Here is a 17718-nt window from a genome sequence, read left to right as displayed (position 1 = left end):
ACAAAAAAAGCCCTTACGGGCCATCAGAGTTGTTATCTGCGACGATTACGCCGTACATTTCACCAGACCGCGGTGATCAACTGGCGCGACACCAGCGTCAATACGCACTTTCGTTGTCACGCCATCCACACTGAAGCCCTCCATCTGATCAATATATGGCGTATCCACACCGTTGAGATAAGCCACTTCAATCGTATCGGAGCCTTTGGACGCAGCCAGGTAGAAGGTGGTCTGGCTGTTATCATCAAGACGAGGCTCTGCAATAACGGTCGCAAAATCTTTCACCGGGTTAATAATACCGGCGTTAATGTCAGCCCCCTTGACACTTGAGGAGCGAATGACCTGGTTAGCAACAGACTCCATCGCCGTCGGTACCAGTACGAACGCAGGACGAATATTCAGATGACGCTCACCCTCTTTCTGAACGCGCATCAACTGGCGGGCTTTATCCAGCGATGCCACGTCCATTGCAGCGCTCTCCAGTACGTTTGCATGTTTCGCTTTATCGAACAGACTTACATTATCTGTGGAGATTTTCGGGTTAGACGTCAGAATGGCATAAACCAGATCGGCAATAGTGGATTTCGCCGCACGGCCCAGTTTCATCGGGACATCGGTCAGCATATTCAGATCATCATTGATAATGGCCTGACGGGTGATACTGAACAGCTCGCCATAGGTCGCCAGTGCAATAGTGGCCTGTTTATCTCCGGTGGTGACGTATTTATATTCCGCCCCTTCACGCACCTGACGCAGAGCACTGAAGCCCCCCATACCCACACGATGGGCAATTTTAAAATCAGACAACTGACCTTTCCGCGTCCACTGTTCATAGGTTTCAGGGGCATCTTCCCAGCCCTGCAGAATGGCTTTGTTCGCAACATCCAGCAGAATATTACCGAAGTCAGACGTACTGTGTGTGAACGCCGCACCGACCATCTGCATCGGGTTATAACTGGAAACCCCAATACCCCGTTCAGTCAGTGACATACGGGCATATTCACGCAGGGTCATCCCGTTGTAGACATTATCACGTTCGGTTTTTTCAAATCCGGCACGCGCCATCAGCGCCTGGCGGATCCCGTCCCCCACAAAATTACCGTTACCGGCATAAATATGAGCCGGGGTATTTTTATTGGATGGCGTGGACTCGCGCCCCATCTCGTTCAACAGCTTTTCGCGGGCCTGCTCCAGCGAACATTCAGGATCGGCAAGACACTGAGCCTGCAGCGCCTGATAACGCCCGCCAAACATGGCAAACAGATCATTAATACCGTTTACACGCGCTTTTTGCTCTGCCAGGACCTGCGCACGGATGCTGTTTTCATCCACCACGGGTGCTGCTGCCTGCACTGGCGTCCGGGAGGCTGCAGGTTCATCATCCTGTACGCGTGGAGCACTGTTGCGTGGCGGAGTAATCATGTTTCGAATGGATTCCGGCATCTTTTTAAATTCCTCTGTACGTTTTGACTGAATACATGCCATTGCCTTAACGGCTGGCGTCACCTGATCAGCAAATCCCTGTGCCAGACATTCGGCACCGGACATCCAGGTCTCATCCGCCAGCATGGCAGCAATTTCATCGGTGGTTTTCCCGGTTTTCTGTGCATAAGCGGGTAACAGAACCGCCTCAACCTTATCGAGCAGGTCGGCATAGGTGCGCATGTCCTCCGCATCACCGCCCGTAAAGCCAAATGGTTTATGAATCATCATGAAGGTGTTTTCCGGCATAATGACCGGGTTTCCCACCATCGCAATGACCGACGCCATTGACGCCGCCACACCGTCGACATAAACGGTAATGGACGCACCATGTGTTTTCAGCGCATTAAAAATGGCGATGCCTTCAAAGACATCGCCACCCGGTGAATTAATATGGAGATTAATGTGGGTGATATCGCCCAGTGCATTCAGATCACTGATAAACTGCTTCGCTGTAACACCCCAGAAACCAATCTCGTCATAAATATAAATATCCGCGTCACTCTGGTGACCAGCCTGCATCCTGAACCAGGAATTATTCTTCGGACTGGTCGTCGGTGTGCTGCGGCTCCTGTCGTTTCGTTGCGGCACTGCTGCCTCCTTTATCACTGGCCGGATCGGTATCAAATACCAGATCCAGCTTGCGGTTTTCATCAATTTCGGCCTTGCGCCGACGTTTGACATCATCCGGATTACGACCACCAGCACGTACCCAGTCTGATTCTGTCGCCGCTCCACCACGAATCTGGATTTTCCAGGCCTCAGCCTCCTTAACAGGGTCAATCCACGGCATCACCGGTCCGGAATACACCGCGGTATACAGTGAAGAACGGTCAAGATCGCGGGGTAGCCTGATAACACCGGATGCCACAGCCTGTTTCAGCCATGCACGATACATCGGGCGGGTGACGGCACCAATAAACCAGTCCTGCAGGATCAGGTAGCCATCAGTAGATTCAACCAGCTCCTGACGCTGGGCGCTGTAAGTGCCGTTATAGTTGCGCGCTGTACTGGAAAAACTCAGACGACTGCCCGCCGCCACGGCACGCAACTGACCATTACGAAAAGTTTCAAGGTTAGGATTGGGGCGATCCGACTTCACCATTCCGATTTCTTCGCCGGGTTTCAGATCGTCGTAAATAATGCCTGGCTGAATGGTAAGCTCGCGTTCCTTATCCTTGCTGCCATTACCATCCGGTTCATAGCTCTGCCCGTCGCCTTTGCGGATGTACATCCCCAGAGCAGCGGCGATCCTTGCTGCAGTCAGCTCATAATCTTCATAATCTTTCAGGGCACTGAGGCGGATCAGCACACCGGACAACAAAGACGTCCCGCGCATCTGGTGCAGACGGCGAACAAATTTAAGATGCAGCATTCGCTCTGCATCCACTTCTTTGGTTTCCATCTGCCGTCCGGATACGGGACGGCTTTTATACACCAGATATTTTTCGGGACGCCCCCAGTCATCAACAAACACGCCCTGATTCAGCCTGTTGCTCTCATCACTGGTCATGGGAATAAAGTCTGGCTCGAGCGCCTCCAGCCAGAAATGAACACCGGCAGAAGGCGTCAGGCTGTTTATGCGCCCGGAAACCATCTGGGCAAACACCTCACCATCGCGCAGCCAGGTACGCAGCATCAGACGTTCCAGCATCGGACGGGTAAACTGCCCGGTGACTTCCGGGCTGACAGACCATTCACTCCATCGGGTGCGAATCTCCGCAGCCAGGTCACGGGCAATGGCCCCATTGCGTAATACCGGATGTGGCTCGACAATAATCCCGTTTTTCCCCACCACCCGTTCTTCCAGCTTGTCAAATACACCAATAACCAGATCGTGGTTGTTATCAAGGTAACGGGCCTGCTCACGTAACGACACGGCCCCGTACTGGCTTAGCTGGTCGGCAGTTCGGTTCTCCCGTCGGGCTTTGTGTGTCCGCGTCGTTTTTACGGCTTCATAAGCCTGGATCACCGCACGGGAACGCAGCCTTGCCGCTTTCCATCCAGGTGAAAAAACGCCAATCACATCATCAAGAATTGCCATCAGAACCTCGCCAGCCGGTACCCGGGATGCCCCCGTCGTCGTGTAATCAGAGCCGCAAGGCGGCGCTCCCACTCCTGCCGTCCCTGCCGGATCTCAGATAAGTTTTCCATGGTCATCTGCTGACCATTAAAGGTGACGGATTTTCCGTCCAGCACCGCCATTTCAGCTTCCATATAACGCTGAATCATGGCTTCGATATCATTCTGGTTCATAACCATCCTCCGGAAGTCAGCCAGGGGTTAACATCGTCAGTTACTGTTTTCTTCCGTTTTTGTTTTTTAACAGGCGTGGATACCGGTTCCGGTGAGGATGACGGTTCGGTACTGTCCTGGACACACTCCAGCCAGGTTTCCCGGCTCGCCCACTCCGGTGCATCCGGCCAGCGGATCTTTTCGTATCCATGCAGAATGACCAGAGCCTCGGCATACACCATCAGGTCAAAAGCTTCGTTGGCACCGCGACCAGGCTTACTCCATTTCCCGTCACTGCTCCGCTCTTCATACGTCAGTTCGTCGTAAAACCAGCTCCCCAGCCAGTCAGGGAAATGCACATAGCCGGGACCTGGCGAGTCACGCCATAACGCGTTATTCACCCGGTCTTTCAGTGCATCCGTCTGAAGAAGCCAGAGCGGCACATCACCTGCGGCCTGCGCCCGTCGGCCCGTTCGTCCGGTGTTATCAGGGAATGTACGAGTGATCAGTTTTGCGCGCCGGATGCTGTCGCCCTTAAACAGGTAAATACGTTTACCAAGGCCATCACGACGGCAACGACGCCAGAATTTATAGGCATTATCAGTGACCCCGTCTTCACCGCCGGAGTCCACCGCCATTGCCATCAGTCGCATTTGTTGAGAAGGATCGGAGGCCAGCGGCCAGCTTTTATGAAAAACATCCGTCAGCAGGACATCCCAGTCTTCCGGATAGCTGGCCGGATCAATTCGCTGGCTCTCCCCGTCGCTGTCACCGCGCAATGACTGCGTGATGTTGTAACGATCAATAATCCAGCGTTCGCCACGGCTGCCATAGCCCGTTACCTGAACCACAAAACGGCGATGACGTCCCGCCTGCACATCCACTGTCGCCACAAGGAAATTAACGCCATCCGGCACACTGTGGGAAGGAACTGGCTCTGCCCGCTGCTCAAGCAGTTCACTTTTTCGTTGCTCCATGCTGGCGCGGGGAAGATAAGGTAATCCCCAGTCGGTGTTGATAACCGCCCTGAGTGTTTCTTCACTTCCGGTTGTCTCGTATTCCTGTTCTGCAGTAAGCAGTTTGTAAACGAGTTGCGAGAGTGTCTGGTAAGCAGCTGCCGGACCCTCCATCCAGAATGACGCAATACGTGAGCGTCGGGGATCACCATAACGACTGCCATCCGCATTGATGGATTCACCATCCCGCAACCAGACCCCACGTCCGTTCAGCTCACGTTTTTGTTCAGGCATAATCCGTCCTGAACAGGAAGGACACTGAATATAAGCCGCCTCACTTGCCAGCACGGGATCGGCAATATCACGGAAACCAGCAACCACATCGCCGCAGGGCTGAAAATACTCACCACAGTGTGGACAGGGCCAGTACCAGCGACGGCGATCGCCACGGTTATAGAGCGACAGTATCCCCGTGGTTGGTGGAGCCTCATGCGGTGAAGTCCGTCGCCATTTCACATCCTTCACATCCCTGCCGGGGGAACTCTCCACCAGCGTCATACCACTGGACATAAATGTGGTGGTACGTTTTGAGGCAAGAGAGAAGGCATCCCCCTCGCCATCAATATCTTCCGGAAAACGGTCATAATCCGTCAGCGCCACGCATTTATAATCTGATGAGGACATGATATTGACTGACGGCCAGCCGATTTTCAGGTAGTTGCCAGCAAGGAATGTTCTGTCATAAACGTTGTTGTCATTTTTGTTCGGACTCAGGCGACTGACCACTTCCGGGCTGACGCGAAACGTTCTGGCAAGTCGTTTTTTGGAGTGTTCGCGGGCTTTTTCCTCCGTCATCTGAATGATCAGCATATCCGCAGGATCGCAAATCACGTTGTAAATCACCCAGCCGTCAATCAGGCCGATAGTCTTGCCGGTTCGTGCCGGACCAACAAATATCACTGCGTCGTATTCACGCGAGGCCAGGCAGTTCATCGGCTCAATAACATACGGTGCCACCAGCGGATCCCACGGGACTGAGTTCCCTGCCCCCATGGGCACCCGCATATACTGAGCAACGGCATCAGCAACCCGCATTCGTCTCGGTGCGCGAAGGATATAACCTGAATCGGTTCGTGCTGCCTTTGCGGTTTCCTGATTCAGCATTACTCCTCCTGCTGTAATTCCTCCTCATCATCCGCACCTGCTTCAGTCACCCGCAGGGCTATCTGATCGCGCAGATCATCAATAATGGACTGAACACGGCTCACAGCGGCAGGCTGCAGACCGCAGTCACGTTCAAGAATATCCGGTAATGTCTCCAGCACCTGCACGACCGCTTTTGCCCAGATGGCAAACTCCCGTCTGACATCACTGGCCGGAATGAGTTGTGCCGTTTCCTGTTCGAACTTAAGACGCTCACGTTCAGACTGATACCAGGCTTTGCGCTCATGCGCGTCCATTTCGCCTTCTGCAACCGGCGGTGGCAATGCCAGAAATGCCGACACAATATCAACCACCCGATAAAGCTTGAGGTTGCTTTCATGCCCCCCTGCAACGGGTAGATTTTGCAGCCTTGCCGCAGCAGTCTGGCGATGTACACCTGACAGTGCCGCCAGTTGACTGATATTCAGCGTCAGATTTTTTAACTCTCGATCCATACCCGCTCCAGAATGTTTTAAACATGCATCTTGCGAACAACTTTAGGCAAACGGTGTTAGTGGTGAACAAAAAACAATCAAAATCGACACCATAAAAATAAAATAACCGTAATATCAATACATTACAGTAGTGGTGATGACGAATGAAATTTCAAAAACTAGCCTTTTTCCGCGACGCTCCCGCCCCGTGGCAGGACACACTGCCGGGAGGACCCATTAAAAACTGCTAAGCTGGGCTCGTTATGGCAACAATTCCATACGAAGTTTTATAAGTAAGAAGTTGCATGCCATCAGGCACCACCGCTGCTGATTACGACCATCAATGTGAACCACAACCAGCGCATCGGGTTACAGATAATTCATATGCTCAACGAGCATAAAGTTCAGAACGTTTAACTTCAGGTGCTTTGTTTTAGCCATACCGTCCGTAACAACATGATGGAAGCGGGTACTTAGAGAACACTATGGATAGAAACTTGCATTACTAATCTCACAATTTATTCATACAGTTATATGATAAATATATTATTAGTTATAACATGTTGAAAATTCATAAAGGAGAATTACCTGTATGTCTAGAGAAGGCTCGTTGGACTTATTGCAAGAAGTTGAAGAAAGTCTTGACATAATGAGACAGACACAGCATATCAAGCCTGTAAAAGTCAAAGCTATTTTGGAAAACTTACGAAGTTCCTTAGAGTATCTCGCTAATGATACCTATGATAAATATATTTCTCCACGCAGTAATGATGAGCGCCCCAAAATATATTTCCCTTACGGAAAAAGAGAGTTTATTGATAAATTTTTCTCAAAGACGCTAAAAATAAACCCACCATCATCTTCTCCATTATATAAAATTTTTACTTCTATACAGGATTATCACACTGGCGAATCTTGGTTGGAAATGATGTGTAATCTCACTAATGAAGTAAAGCACAGACAACCAATCCCCTTAAGAGAAGAGAGTTCTGTTAAAGACCTAAGTGTGAGCGTAGATGGTTTTGGTTTAATCACAGCAGGAAGCTCAGCAAAAATTCTCTTTAAAAACAACCACATCAATGGCAAAAAATTAGAAGACTTTACTTTCGAAAATGGGAAATTACAAAGAAGTGGTAATGGTGTACCTTTAAACATAGTCATTACCGAAGAGAAAAAAATAAGATTCCATGGGAATGACCATGAAGTAATTCCTTTCATTGAATCATGCCTTATTAAAATCAGAATTTTTATTATCGAAGCCTATAATGAGTTAGATAAGATTTGAATTACCCCCTAAACACCACAGCAAGTGGGAATTAACCACCCTATATTAAATATCCCTTTGTGAATGTGTTAAAGCTTATCGTCACAAAGGGATGCCCATTATTAATCTCACTAGGCAATGAATTTCTAATATTAAATTTCATCGCCAGATTTTAAATTTCCTGCAACCTTACTGGCCATGCTCAGATGGTCTGTAACGCAACTCATCAATTTCACGAATACTCGAAAAATTATTATTTCCTTTTTCTATCAACGCCAGTAGCGGCTTAATCCACAAGACAGCTTGGCAGTAGGTCATTGAGCTGGTGGTAGCGGTACGATCATAGGCTTCATTAGGTCTGCCGGTATCGGTGTGCATGGCGCTGGCACGTAAACGGTACGTGTATTCGAGCAACCCACCAGCGATATCAGCAGGAACAGGCAGATCACAGGTTTTTTCACGGCGGAGAATCTCCCGGTATTCGATTACGGTTTTTTCGGTGCTGGTGTCGATCAGGGAGTTAAGACTGTTGGCATGTTCTGCAACCTGATTGAATCGATTGAAGTTGAATGCCTGGGTGGCGATTACCTGCCCCAGCATAGAGTTGTCACTTCGCAGAACGTCGTTATCGCTCTGAAGATTACTGGCGTGAGAGCAACTCTTGACGAGAGCGACCGAAAGGCCAGCAATAACGACAACGCCTATAAGATCCGGATTAATTTTCATTGCTCCAGCCCCCAGCACGCCAGTGCGCTTTCCTGATCGCGCCGCTCGACCTGCCCATAACAGCCATTCTTCTGCCCTTTTGTCAGGCGGCAATCACGCCCACCATCTTTTATCCACCAGCGAATCGCCTCGCATGCCCCCTTACGATCATCGGCATTCAGCCGCTTATAAAACGTCGACGGGAAACACTTACCGGGGCCAATGTTATAGGGACAAAATGACGCTATACCCGCTTTCTGTGGTTCGGTCAGTGGCACTTTAATATTGCGCTCCACCCATGCCAGCGCCTTATCCCGTTCAATGGCGTTAACCTGGTCGCATTTTTCCTTCGACAGTTTCATACCGGGAAAAACGGGTTTTCCATCCACCACCGTGGCACCCCGACAGATGGTCCAGATGCCGGAACCATCGCGGTATGCCGTTGTGTGGTTACCTTCTTTTTCATTCAGAAACTGGTCGAGAATATCAGGCGCAGGCGCACCGACGGCAATCAGTGCCAGAACGGCAGCCGACAGGCCGTATCTGATTTTTACGTTCATGGATATTTATCAGGATTTATCGGTTTCTGAACCCTGGATATGTTTATCTGTCCCGGCCTGTTGAATCAGGCAAGGAATAGTTAAATACAATAGAGAGGATTGTTTATGGACAATAGCACCATTTCTCTACAGGAGTTGCTCGACTGCATTTCCAAGCTTCGGGATGATGTAAATGCCCTTACTGTCGCATTTTCATATCTGGCATTCTCAATTCCCAAGGAACAAATGCAACCAACACTGGCATCGCTCCAGCTTGAATCACTCAACCCCAAATGGTCCCAGCAACAACAAAATTCTTTCAAGTGGCTGGCGGTATTACTGGAAGAAAAATATGCTGGTGAAATTACCATTTCGGCGGAGTCTTCAGAGAACCAGTAATTCTTCCCGGTAGCTTTCCTTTGTAGGTTATCCACACATTCTGCGCCTCTAAAATTATGGGGCGCTTTTCCGGCGACAGCTCATCCCCTTCACATAACCCGGCAGCAACATCCAGGAAGACCTGTCTGATGCTCCTTCTGGCTGCTGCCTCATAAAACTCCAGCGCGGCACCTTCAACACGGTCCAGCGAGATGTCCAGGTCAAAAATTTCACCGTCAAAGCGTTCTTTGTCCCGTAACGCTAAAGTTACCGTAACTTTATTCTCAAAATTGCGGATCCCTTTCACAATCAGTTCATATTTTTGAGTCATTGAATTACTCTCCCCGTGCAGCCTTACGCTTGTCTTCTTTAATCTTGAAATAAAGGTTTGTCAGATACGTCAGCAAGCCAAATACCAGACTACCCAGCACACCTATTGCCGCCCACTGTGAGGGCGTGACTTTATCGAGCAACTGTAAAAACCAGTACCCGGCACTACCTGCTGAGGTGCCATAGGCGACACCCGTTGTTAACTTATCCATGGATTTCATAACCCCACCTCGCAGATGCGGGTGCTGTGTAATGGAAATAAAAAGGCCACCTACGTGGCCACCAGATTATTTCCCCACCAGCTCGTTTATCTCTTTCACTGTCTGGTTAAACCGCTCTGACTCAAGCTCAACACCTAAGGCCCGACGCCCCAGCGCCATTGCTGCTTTTATTGTGGAACCGGATCCCATAAAAAAATCAGCAACCAGATCACCAGGTCGACTACTGGCATTGATTATTTGCCGGAGCATATCCGCAGGTTTCTCACACGGATGTTTACCCGGGTAGAACTGAACGGGTTTATGCATCCAGACATCGGTATAAGGCACGGAGACTGATACGGAGAAATAGCGCCGGAGAGATTTAAACTCATCCAGCAATTCAGAATATTTGCGATTCAGTGAATCATAAGATGCCACCAGCTGGTGGTGTGGTTGTTCCAGTTGTTGTTCCTGAAACTTCTCTGCCGCTATACGGGAAAACAGTGCCTGTAACTTCCGATAGTCAGCCTCATTCGGCAACTGCCACTGACTGGCACCAAACCAGTGGGAAACCATATTTTTCTTACCTGTGGCTTCGGCAATTTGTTTTGCCGTTATACCCAGTTCGGCACGAGCATCCCTGAAATACGATATCAGCGGTGCCATTATGTGCTGTTTGAGTTCCCTTTCTTTTGCCGCATAGCCGTCACTTTTGCCGCGATATGGCCCCTGGTAATGTTCAGCAAACAGAACGCGCTCTGTGGCAGGAAAATATGCGCGCAGACTTTCTTTATTACACCCATTCCAACGTCCGGACGGCTTCGCCCAGATGATATGGTTAAGCACGTTGAAACGTTCACGCATCATGATCTCAATATCAGATGCCAGGCGATGCCCACAGAACAGGTAAAGGCTTCCGGCAGGCTTTAACACCCGCCAGAACTGGGCCAGACAGTGGTCCAGCCACTTAAGGTAATCTTCGTCCCCTTTCCACTGATTGTCCCAGCCGTTGGGTTTCACCTTGAAGTACGGCGGATCGGTAACAATCAGGTCAATGGAATCATCAGGCAGGGACTGAATAAAATGCAGGCAATCAGCGTTGATTAAATCAACACTGTTTATTTTTACAGTATTTTTCATGGATCAGTAAGCGTAACTCTGGTAGGCTCACTCTGCTTTTGCGCTAAAGCAGTGGGCCGTGGTTCGCTTGTGACCAGTAAGCATGAGCGAATGGCTGGCAGGTGCTACCAACACCCACCAGCCGCCCATTTTCACAAATTAAAAGCCCTTCATTGCTGAAGGCGTCTGTAACAGCCGAACTGGTAATCTGCCAGCCCCGCCATAACCAGCTGGGTCAGTATTAACTGACAGCGTTCGCGTGAAAGGTATGTGTTTTGTGCAATCTCCCCGACTGTTGCCGGTTCGATGCTTAATTCATTAAAAACAACTTTCGCCGTTTCTGTCATATCTTGCTGTTTTAGCATGTCTTTTTCCCTTCTGGTTAACATGACATACCAATAACTCTTGTCTAAAAAGCCAGCAAGATAAACAGTCAGTATTCACGACCACCAGCGTGTTTACCGTACTGCACCAATGTTTAATTTATAAAAAAACCGCGAGAACGCGGTAAGTATTGTTAAAAAACCAACAGTAATTTCACTCAACTTATTTAATACATTCTTTTGCTTGCGCATAATAAATTTTATGAGTATTAGCAAGCTTAACGAAGTTATACTTAACTGCCCCTAACAGGGTTCCAACTCTTGTATGCCCTTCCATTAAATGGAGCCCTGTTGTATTACTTTTCAGCAAAGCTCGATCTATAAAAAATGGTGGTTCGCACCATGTGCCAAAATTACACCAATGCGCTTTTATTTCATCATCCATAAATACATCACCTTTACGGGTCATGTAATCTTCAACGACCTCATGCAAAAAATCAGGGCAAGTAGCATTATCCCCGATAGTTAAAAAGTTTTTAGTGGGAAGTTCAATCAATTTCCATTCAATTTGGTCAATATCAAGATCCCCATAAAGCTTCTGAAATCTGTCATCGCCTACCAATCCATAATAAATCTCCTGAATTACAGGAGAGGGGGCAATGATAGAATATTGCTCACGAAGTATTCTTTCAGCCTCAGGAGCTTCAAATATGGTTCTTTCTGAGAAAATAGGCAGAAGATCTCGGTATAACATCCATATCCCCGTGTAAGAAAAAATAATTTAACCCGCTCGGCTGCGGTTTTTTGGACTTATCAACGGTAGACATACAAAGCCCATCGTTGAGAAAATCTTATCCATGTTTTTTGAAAAATGCAAGCATCATGTCGCTATCTTTGGTGAAAATCATTTATCTTGTCACTTTTCTCAATTGCGCTTCAGCATATGCTTCTTCCTGCCAGCACTTTGTAACCAGTTTATCAATGACGTCTGCATATCCTTTGTACCACTGATAATCCGTCAGGTCTGTTACCAGATTCTGGACATGATGCCGCGCCAGTGTGGTCGGTAAACGGCTAAACCGATTTCCATTGCAACGCCCACAAATCTTATAAACAGGCGTGCCATGAAGCCGGGTCCTTTTTTCATCCAGGACAATACCTTTACCCTTACACCCTCTGCACGCTGTGCTGACTTCTCCCTTACCATGACAATGCTGACATAGTTCCTTCACCCACTCTTCCTTGATAACAGATTCCCCGCTTCTGGAGTGTTTCACCACTTCGCGCAATACATTATGAAATCCAGTACCAGCACAATGCTCACAGCGAGCCTTACTTGCCGCAGACCTGGAATAATCAGCAAAGGCAAAATTCACAAGGTAAGGAATAATCTGTAGCCGGGTTTCTTCACTCAATTTATTCAATGTCGGGTTATCCAGTGCCATCGCGTAATTGAGCAGACCTTCAATCGCAAACTGAGGATCCTGAACACCAACTTTTGCCAGGAATAAGGCAAACCCAAGCGGTGCTTTCGACTGCACCATCCCCTGCGCAGCCATCACATCCGTAATTGTTAAACCACCAGAGCCTGTCGCCGGTGCGTCATCGCTCAATTTTGGAGATTTTGGGGAGTAATATTTCGGTAAGGCTTCAAGGTTCATGCTCGTTCTCCACTTACGCCAGTACACCTATTGCCAGCGCACGATCGATAAAACGAAATATCAGCTCCAGCTGGGAGCCATACTTCTCTTCAAATGCCACGGTATCCGCATGCAGCTCGTCGTGATGCTTTCTGCACAAAGGCAACACAAAAAGGTCATGCGCTTTTGTTCCCATTCCACCCTGACCGTGACCTATCAGGTGGTGGGGATCATCAGCGGGCTTTCCACAACATGCACACGGCTGTGTCTTAACCCAGCGCGTGTACTTTTCATTAACCCAGCGGCGACGTTTTGGGCGTAACATAAAAGACTCCGGCGACTCCGGATCCACTTTCAGCGCCAGCACCTTTTTCGCCTTATCCTGGATGATGCTGGTGGCAGGAACCGAAGGCACAAGGTCACTTTCCCGGGTGACAGACGGCACAACAGGCTTCGGTAATCTCAGTGCCTTACGGGCTGCACTTTCCGGTAAGGCGTCCGCCAGGTCATTACGAATCAGCCACCAGCACAGTTCCGGCATTGTCACAACGTGACTGTCATCAAAACCGAGATCCCGACGCACAACAGACAACACCCAGCGGGCACAGTTATCCGTTGCCATTGATTCCAGCCGTTCCGTGAACTGATCGCGCAGCTGGTTATCGCAGTGCCAGCACAGACGGATTGCGCCCGGAGCGTGTCGCATTGTTGTCATGTTCTCGCTGTGCCAGTCGGAATGAAGCCACTGGCAGCCTTTTTCACGAAGTAACCAGCTTTCAAGACATTCCACGCCACCAGCACGACGGATCACTGCCTCATTGCGGAACACGGCCCGAACGGCAGGATCATCCGCCAGCGGTTGTGATGCCGCGGGAACGGCACCACTGGCGAAAGATGAATAACGTTCCGGCTCAGGCTCCAGCAGGACACGCCCCTGCATAAACAAGGGCATCAGCTCTGAACCTGGCCTGAACAATACGATCCCCATACGCGGGGCAATTTCAGGGGTCAGTAGTGCTCTCACGGTCACCTCAATGAACGGTATCGAGCAGCTTTAACAGCTCTGGGAATCGGGATTCGAAGAAATGCGGCTGCGTCTCGCGCGGATTTGCGGGACTGGTGATGTTCTTGCCGAACATGCAGCCTTTCGCCGTCAGCGACCAGAATTTTTTGATGTTGTTAATCGCTGTACGGCTGTATCGTTCGCGCTGTTCGACGATCCCCAGCTTCGCCATCTGGTGATATGCCTGATTAGCCGTAAGGCGGATACCATACTGTTTCAGCAGTGCACTCAGCGACAGCGTAGGGCGACTTGAGCCATCAGGCGCGTCAGCAGGAGCATCAATGGCATAGCGCGGTGCCAGATTCGGTAAGCCAACAGCCTCCTGGAGTTTCTGACAGGCACCAAGCACAGATGAGTTAGACAGGTTTAACTCCCGGCGCATAAAGTCCAGCAGAATCACGCCAGCCTGCATCTTGTCAGCAGCCTGTCCGGATAACTTTTCCGGCGCGCTGGTTACCATATCGAAAGTACGGATCACCTTCAGATGGAATGACGGGCTGATCCACATTGCATAGGCATACACCAGTTCCTTACAGACATACGTTCCCCGTTCATTTCCCCCATGAATCACACTCACCGGGTCAACACCCAAATTCTGGGTGTTGGTTAATTCATGAACAAGCTCAACAGTTTGTTGGCTGGAAAGAAACTTTCCTGGCTCCTTGGTTCTGGCATTTGCACCAGATGCTACTGCTGCGCGATGCAGATCGTTCAGGCTGTAACGCCCATAAGCATCACGACGAACTTCAATACCATCAATGACCATCAGATTATTCATACTTCGTTTCTCCTCTTAATCAGGCAGCTGCACCCGCCGTTTTCTCGTACTTACTGATAGTGATCTCGACCTTCCCTTCCGGGATAACCGGTCCCCACTCCACCAGCATTCTTTTCACCTGACTGTCGTCTTCCCACACCCCCGCGTGGGTCAGGGCGTCAAACAGCGCCTTGTTATAGTTGTCCAGATCGCGGATCCTGTTATCCGGAGGAAACAACACGATCTCCACTGAAGCAGGTGCCGACGTTGGTTTCGGCAGACGACGTAACTGCTCAACTATTGCTGCGCACGCCGCGCTCTGGAATTTTCGCCCCGCCGCGCTTATCAGGCTCTTACCAGCAAACGCCCCTTTGTTGGGGTGTCGCCAGTACGTGTTCACGCTGGGCGGAAAAGGCAGGATCAGCTTCATACTTTCAGGCCCCTCTCATGTAACCAGTGGGTTGCACGCAGCCTTGCGTTTTCCTCACCGGCAAGCAGTGAGCGGATAATCCCGACCGCCTCGCTGTCGTCGTCCTTCACCGCGGTATGAAGCGTGATGCCCCGGGCCACGCCACGCTTTATCGTGATGACGCCTTTTTTCTCCAGTGCGCGAAGATGCTCCACCGCTGCATTCACTGAACGGTATCCCAGCATGGTTGCCACCTCCTGATTGGTTGGCGGGAAGCCACGTTCTTTCTGATAAGAAATCAGCATATCCAGCACCTGCTGCTGACACTGAGTTAACGTCGTCATTAAGCCCCCACGTAATTCCCTGACAGATACCATTCATCACCCGATACAGCGCGCTTGCTGCTTTTCCGTAAGCACCGCTCTCGACGCGCCAGAAAGTTGTTTCGTTCTGGCTGGGAGTGACTTTCACGGAATGCCGCCATCCACACCGTTGCAGCACGACGGTATAAGCCCCTGGACTCCAGCTCTTCAGCCTGGCGGGTCAGGCACAAAATCACCCGGGGATCGTTAGTGCCGACATAGAAATTGCGCACAGGTCTGGTTTCACGAACAGATTGTGGTTCCGGCTCCTGCGCTCTCTCAGTCAGGCGCGGGAAATGTCTGCGTGTATCTCCTTCACAACGGTGAGCCACACACCCACTCTGACGTAACTTGCTTGCTGACTGCAGAACGCGCTGCCGTGAGTAACCAGCAAAAGCATCTGCAATGTCTCCGGAAGTACAGCCCGGATGGGCTTCAATGAATTTCTGAACGTCATTCAAAAGACTCATGATCACCCCCTGAATCCTGCCGGGATCTGGCTGTAGTCCACGTTGTCGTAACTGGCTTTGAAGTACGGGTCTTCACGTTTTTCTGTGTGCGTGCTGACGGACGGCGATAAGCGCAGGGAAAGCTCATCCCATTTTTCCCGCAACTTCGACGGGCTGAGCACGTTACGGCACCAGAACGGATCGCGGCTGACGCGGCTGTACATCTCGCAGATTTGTTTGTGAGTACGACCATCCTGCACACACATCAGGCGAATTTCGTTTGCCCATGCTGTCCAGTTCGGTTCTTTGGGACGAACCACCTCGCCGTCACATTCGGCGGCCTGCTCGTACAGGGCAATGATTTTTTTCCAGAGCCACTGTGCGCAGGTCAAATCATCCTGCGTTCCCCACTGGCGCTTTTTAGGGCTGAATACAACCGCATCAGGATGGCGAGTTAAAAAATCCTGTTCAGCCGTCTGCGTGTCCGGTTGCGAAGCGTCCGGACGAGAAGGTTTTTTATCTGACGGATCATGTTTTGATTTTACTGACGGATCCCCGCCAGATTCTGACGGGTGAAAACCCGCTTTTTTGCCAGATTTCGACGCATCAAATTTTGACGGGTCAGATTTTGATACGTCAGATTTTGACGGGTCAGAATCTGACAGTTGAGAAAATGCCGCTGCCTGAAGCTTCGCAACGTTAAGCTGATAAACATTCGACGCATTGCGGTTACCCTGGCGACGCGCCTTACGCGTTAACCAGCCTTCTGCTTCCAGCCGTGCGATAGCCGTTCTGACGGTACTCATCCCCGCGCCAATCTGGCGGGCAATGGTTTCAATTGATGGCCAGCACACACCTTCGTCATTACTGAAATCAGCCAAGCGGGCCATAATTGCCACGCTGGATAATTTCATGCCTGACGCTGCGCAACCATCCCATACATAGCCGGTTAATTTAGTGCTCATGACCGACCTCTATTTCCCTGAATTTACGACGAAACTGTTCGAGCGGGCTGAAGCACTCATGCTCATAGCCTTCACGGAGGTAGATAACCCGTTGTGTTTCCGGCTCCCAACGAATGACTCTGACGGGCACTCCGTAGTGATCTTTGAACCAGCGGTTAACTTGTCGCAAAGGACTGCCTCCTTCTGCCGGTTGAAATCCCCCACAGCCCACTCTGCAAAGCTGTGGGTTACAATTTCCCTGTCACCTGGTACATTCACTGCATAGCAATACTCCACCTTCGCTTTTCCACCCGGTACAGGAAGCGCAATCAGTTGCGAGCGACGGTAGTGTGTTGTTAAACTGTTCATGCGTTAGTTTCTCCACAGTCACGACACGCCACGGCGCCCGGAGCTGCACACTCGCGGGCGTCATTACTTTCTGAAATGCAAAAAATTTTGTAGACCAGTGCTGCATGCTCCTGCAGCTTCGAAATTGAGAGGTACAACTCGTCGTTAATTGCTGTCTTCTCATGCGGTTCCACTACACCGTCTTCAATTGCTGAACGAATCTGTTTTGAATAACTGCCGATCTGTTCAATGACCTCCAGCAGGCGTTGGTTGATATCGGCGTTGTCCACATCCTCGACGTCAGGAAGAGACACAAAGACGCCATTTGCAGACTGCGCCACAGCATCAGCAATGAAGTGAGTGCCACCAGCACGCTGTAAAACCATTGCCCATCCCAGCGGGAAAATCTGATCGCCATCTGCACGAAGGCGGTTGAATAAAGCGTTTTCTGTTACATCGAGCCAGTCAGCCGCTTCAGCGTAACCACCCGGCAACGCCGCGATAGTTTTTCTGACAGCTTTCACGTACCACTCAGGCTGTTTTTCTATTTTCCAGTGATGCTTACCCACGATTAGCCT

Annotated in this window: 23 protein-coding genes; 2 read left to right on the top strand and 21 right to left on the bottom strand. The window is 50.1% G+C overall.

Annotated elements, in window-relative coordinates; translation table 11 throughout:
- Nucleotides 1–45: 45 nt before the first annotated feature.
- The 5 genes from A1WG_RS07805 to A1WG_RS07825 are packed head-to-tail and all read right to left on the bottom strand — an operon-like array spanning nt 46 to nt 6331.
- On the bottom strand, nt 46–2073 hold the full coding sequence (locus A1WG_RS07805; protein ID WP_016242586.1) for a ClpP-like prohead protease/major capsid protein fusion protein: 2028 nt from the start codon (nt 2071–2073) through the stop codon (nt 46–48).
- The gene (locus A1WG_RS07810) at nt 2018–3526 is read right to left on the bottom strand and encodes a phage portal protein (protein ID WP_000985939.1); all 1509 of its coding nucleotides are present in this window, start codon (nt 3524–3526) and stop codon (nt 2018–2020) included. The genes A1WG_RS07805 and A1WG_RS07810 overlap by 56 nt, the downstream gene beginning before the upstream one ends.
- A complete protein-coding gene (locus A1WG_RS07815; protein ID WP_001072973.1) occupies nt 3526–3738 on the bottom strand; it encodes a hypothetical protein in 213 nt (70 codons plus the stop codon). Before A1WG_RS07815 ends, A1WG_RS07810 begins: the two co-directional genes overlap by 1 nt.
- A complete protein-coding gene (locus tag A1WG_RS07820) occupies nt 3735–5837 on the bottom strand; it encodes a phage terminase large subunit family protein (RefSeq protein ID WP_016242585.1) in 2103 nt (700 codons plus the stop codon). Before A1WG_RS07820 ends, A1WG_RS07815 begins: the two co-directional genes overlap by 4 nt.
- The gene (locus A1WG_RS07825; protein ID WP_000373425.1) at nt 5837–6331 is read right to left on the bottom strand and encodes a DUF1441 family protein; all 495 of its coding nucleotides are present in this window, start codon (nt 6329–6331) and stop codon (nt 5837–5839) included. The genes A1WG_RS07820 and A1WG_RS07825 overlap by 1 nt, the downstream gene beginning before the upstream one ends.
- A gap of 571 nt (nt 6332–6902) precedes the next feature.
- Here A1WG_RS07825 and A1WG_RS07830 point away from each other — a divergent pair.
- The gene (locus A1WG_RS07830; RefSeq protein ID WP_000085744.1) at nt 6903–7595 is read left to right on the top strand and encodes a hypothetical protein; all 693 of its coding nucleotides are present in this window, start codon (nt 6903–6905) and stop codon (nt 7593–7595) included.
- A 168-nt stretch (nt 7596–7763) separates the two neighbouring features.
- Here the strand turns inward: A1WG_RS07830 and A1WG_RS07835 are convergent, their stop codons facing one another.
- Complete coding sequence (locus tag A1WG_RS07835; protein ID WP_000700651.1) at nt 7764–8300, bottom strand: hypothetical protein; 537 nt, start codon at nt 8298–8300, stop codon at nt 7764–7766.
- Nucleotides 8297–8839 carry a lysozyme gene (locus A1WG_RS07840; protein ID WP_001101168.1) on the bottom strand — a complete coding sequence of 181 codons (543 nt, stop codon included), beginning with the start codon at nt 8837–8839 and terminating at the stop codon, nt 8297–8299. The genes A1WG_RS07835 and A1WG_RS07840 overlap by 4 nt, the downstream gene beginning before the upstream one ends.
- 105 nt (nt 8840–8944) lie before the next feature.
- On the opposite strand from A1WG_RS07840, the gene A1WG_RS07845 reads away from it, so the two are divergent.
- A complete protein-coding gene (locus A1WG_RS07845; protein WP_000370545.1) occupies nt 8945–9217 on the top strand; it encodes a hypothetical protein in 273 nt (90 codons plus the stop codon).
- Here A1WG_RS07845 and A1WG_RS07850 read toward each other — a convergent pair.
- The 14 genes from A1WG_RS07850 to ymfL all read right to left on the bottom strand — a co-directional run bounded on the left by A1WG_RS07850 (nt 9183) and on the right by ymfL (nt 17709).
- Nucleotides 9183–9527, bottom strand: a complete 345-nt coding sequence (locus tag A1WG_RS07850; protein ID WP_000192451.1) for a YdfR family protein — start codon at nt 9525–9527, stop codon at nt 9183–9185. The two genes, A1WG_RS07845 and A1WG_RS07850, sit on opposite strands and share 35 nt — an antisense overlap.
- Nucleotides 9528–9531: 4 nt before the next feature.
- Complete coding sequence (essD, locus tag A1WG_RS07855; protein ID WP_000839596.1) at nt 9532–9747, bottom strand: phage lysis protein EssD; 216 nt, start codon at nt 9745–9747, stop codon at nt 9532–9534.
- Nucleotides 9748–9813: 66 nt separating this feature from the next.
- The gene (locus A1WG_RS07860; protein WP_000799656.1) at nt 9814–10866 is read right to left on the bottom strand and encodes a DNA-methyltransferase; all 1053 of its coding nucleotides are present in this window, start codon (nt 10864–10866) and stop codon (nt 9814–9816) included.
- Between the two features lie 149 nt (nt 10867–11015).
- Complete coding sequence (locus A1WG_RS07865; protein WP_001355891.1) at nt 11016–11210, bottom strand: hypothetical protein; 195 nt, start codon at nt 11208–11210, stop codon at nt 11016–11018.
- A gap of 181 nt (nt 11211–11391) precedes the next feature.
- The gene (locus tag A1WG_RS07870; protein WP_016242584.1) at nt 11392–11922 is read right to left on the bottom strand and encodes a hypothetical protein; all 531 of its coding nucleotides are present in this window, start codon (nt 11920–11922) and stop codon (nt 11392–11394) included.
- Between the two features lie 154 nt (nt 11923–12076).
- On the bottom strand, nt 12077–12829 hold the full coding sequence (locus A1WG_RS07875) for an antitermination protein Q (RefSeq protein ID WP_016242583.1): 753 nt from the start codon (nt 12827–12829) through the stop codon (nt 12077–12079).
- Nucleotides 12830–12842: 13 nt separating this feature from the next.
- The gene (locus tag A1WG_RS07880; protein ID WP_002431700.1) at nt 12843–13832 is read right to left on the bottom strand and encodes a DUF968 domain-containing protein; all 990 of its coding nucleotides are present in this window, start codon (nt 13830–13832) and stop codon (nt 12843–12845) included.
- A gap of 7 nt (nt 13833–13839) precedes the next feature.
- The gene (locus A1WG_RS07885; RefSeq protein WP_001061444.1) at nt 13840–14649 is read right to left on the bottom strand and encodes a KilA-N domain-containing protein; all 810 of its coding nucleotides are present in this window, start codon (nt 14647–14649) and stop codon (nt 13840–13842) included.
- 19 nt (nt 14650–14668) lie between these two features.
- Complete coding sequence (locus A1WG_RS07890; RefSeq protein ID WP_000767113.1) at nt 14669–15058, bottom strand: RusA family crossover junction endodeoxyribonuclease; 390 nt, start codon at nt 15056–15058, stop codon at nt 14669–14671.
- Complete coding sequence (locus A1WG_RS07895; RefSeq protein WP_000210170.1) at nt 15055–15381, bottom strand: LexA family protein; 327 nt, start codon at nt 15379–15381, stop codon at nt 15055–15057. The genes A1WG_RS07890 and A1WG_RS07895 overlap by 4 nt, the downstream gene beginning before the upstream one ends.
- Nucleotides 15381–15875, bottom strand: coding sequence for a PerC family transcriptional regulator (locus tag A1WG_RS07900; protein WP_077688247.1), 495 nt, complete (start codon nt 15873–15875; stop codon nt 15381–15383). Before A1WG_RS07900 ends, A1WG_RS07895 begins: the two co-directional genes overlap by 1 nt.
- Nucleotides 15872–16813 carry a helix-turn-helix domain-containing protein gene (locus A1WG_RS07905; RefSeq protein WP_000104979.1) on the bottom strand — a complete coding sequence of 314 codons (942 nt, stop codon included), beginning with the start codon at nt 16811–16813 and terminating at the stop codon, nt 15872–15874. The genes A1WG_RS07900 and A1WG_RS07905 overlap by 4 nt, the downstream gene beginning before the upstream one ends.
- Nucleotides 16803–16982 (bottom strand): DUF4222 domain-containing protein, encoded by a 180-nt coding sequence (locus A1WG_RS23530; protein WP_001250269.1) that lies wholly within the window; start codon nt 16980–16982, stop codon nt 16803–16805. The genes A1WG_RS07905 and A1WG_RS23530 overlap by 11 nt, the downstream gene beginning before the upstream one ends.
- Before the next feature lie 175 nt (nt 16983–17157).
- Nucleotides 17158–17709: a protein YmfL gene (ymfL, locus tag A1WG_RS07915; RefSeq protein WP_000515828.1), complete on the bottom strand. Its 552-nt coding sequence runs from the start codon at nt 17707–17709 to the stop codon at nt 17158–17160.
- Nucleotides 17710–17718 lie beyond the last annotated feature (9 nt).

Origin of the sequence: Escherichia sp. KTE96 (genome assembly GCF_000408525.1) — a bacterium.
GTDB classification, from domain to species: Bacteria; Pseudomonadota; Gammaproteobacteria; order Enterobacterales; family Enterobacteriaceae; genus Escherichia; species Escherichia marmotae.
This window is presented reverse-complemented; position numbering and strand designations above follow the sequence as displayed.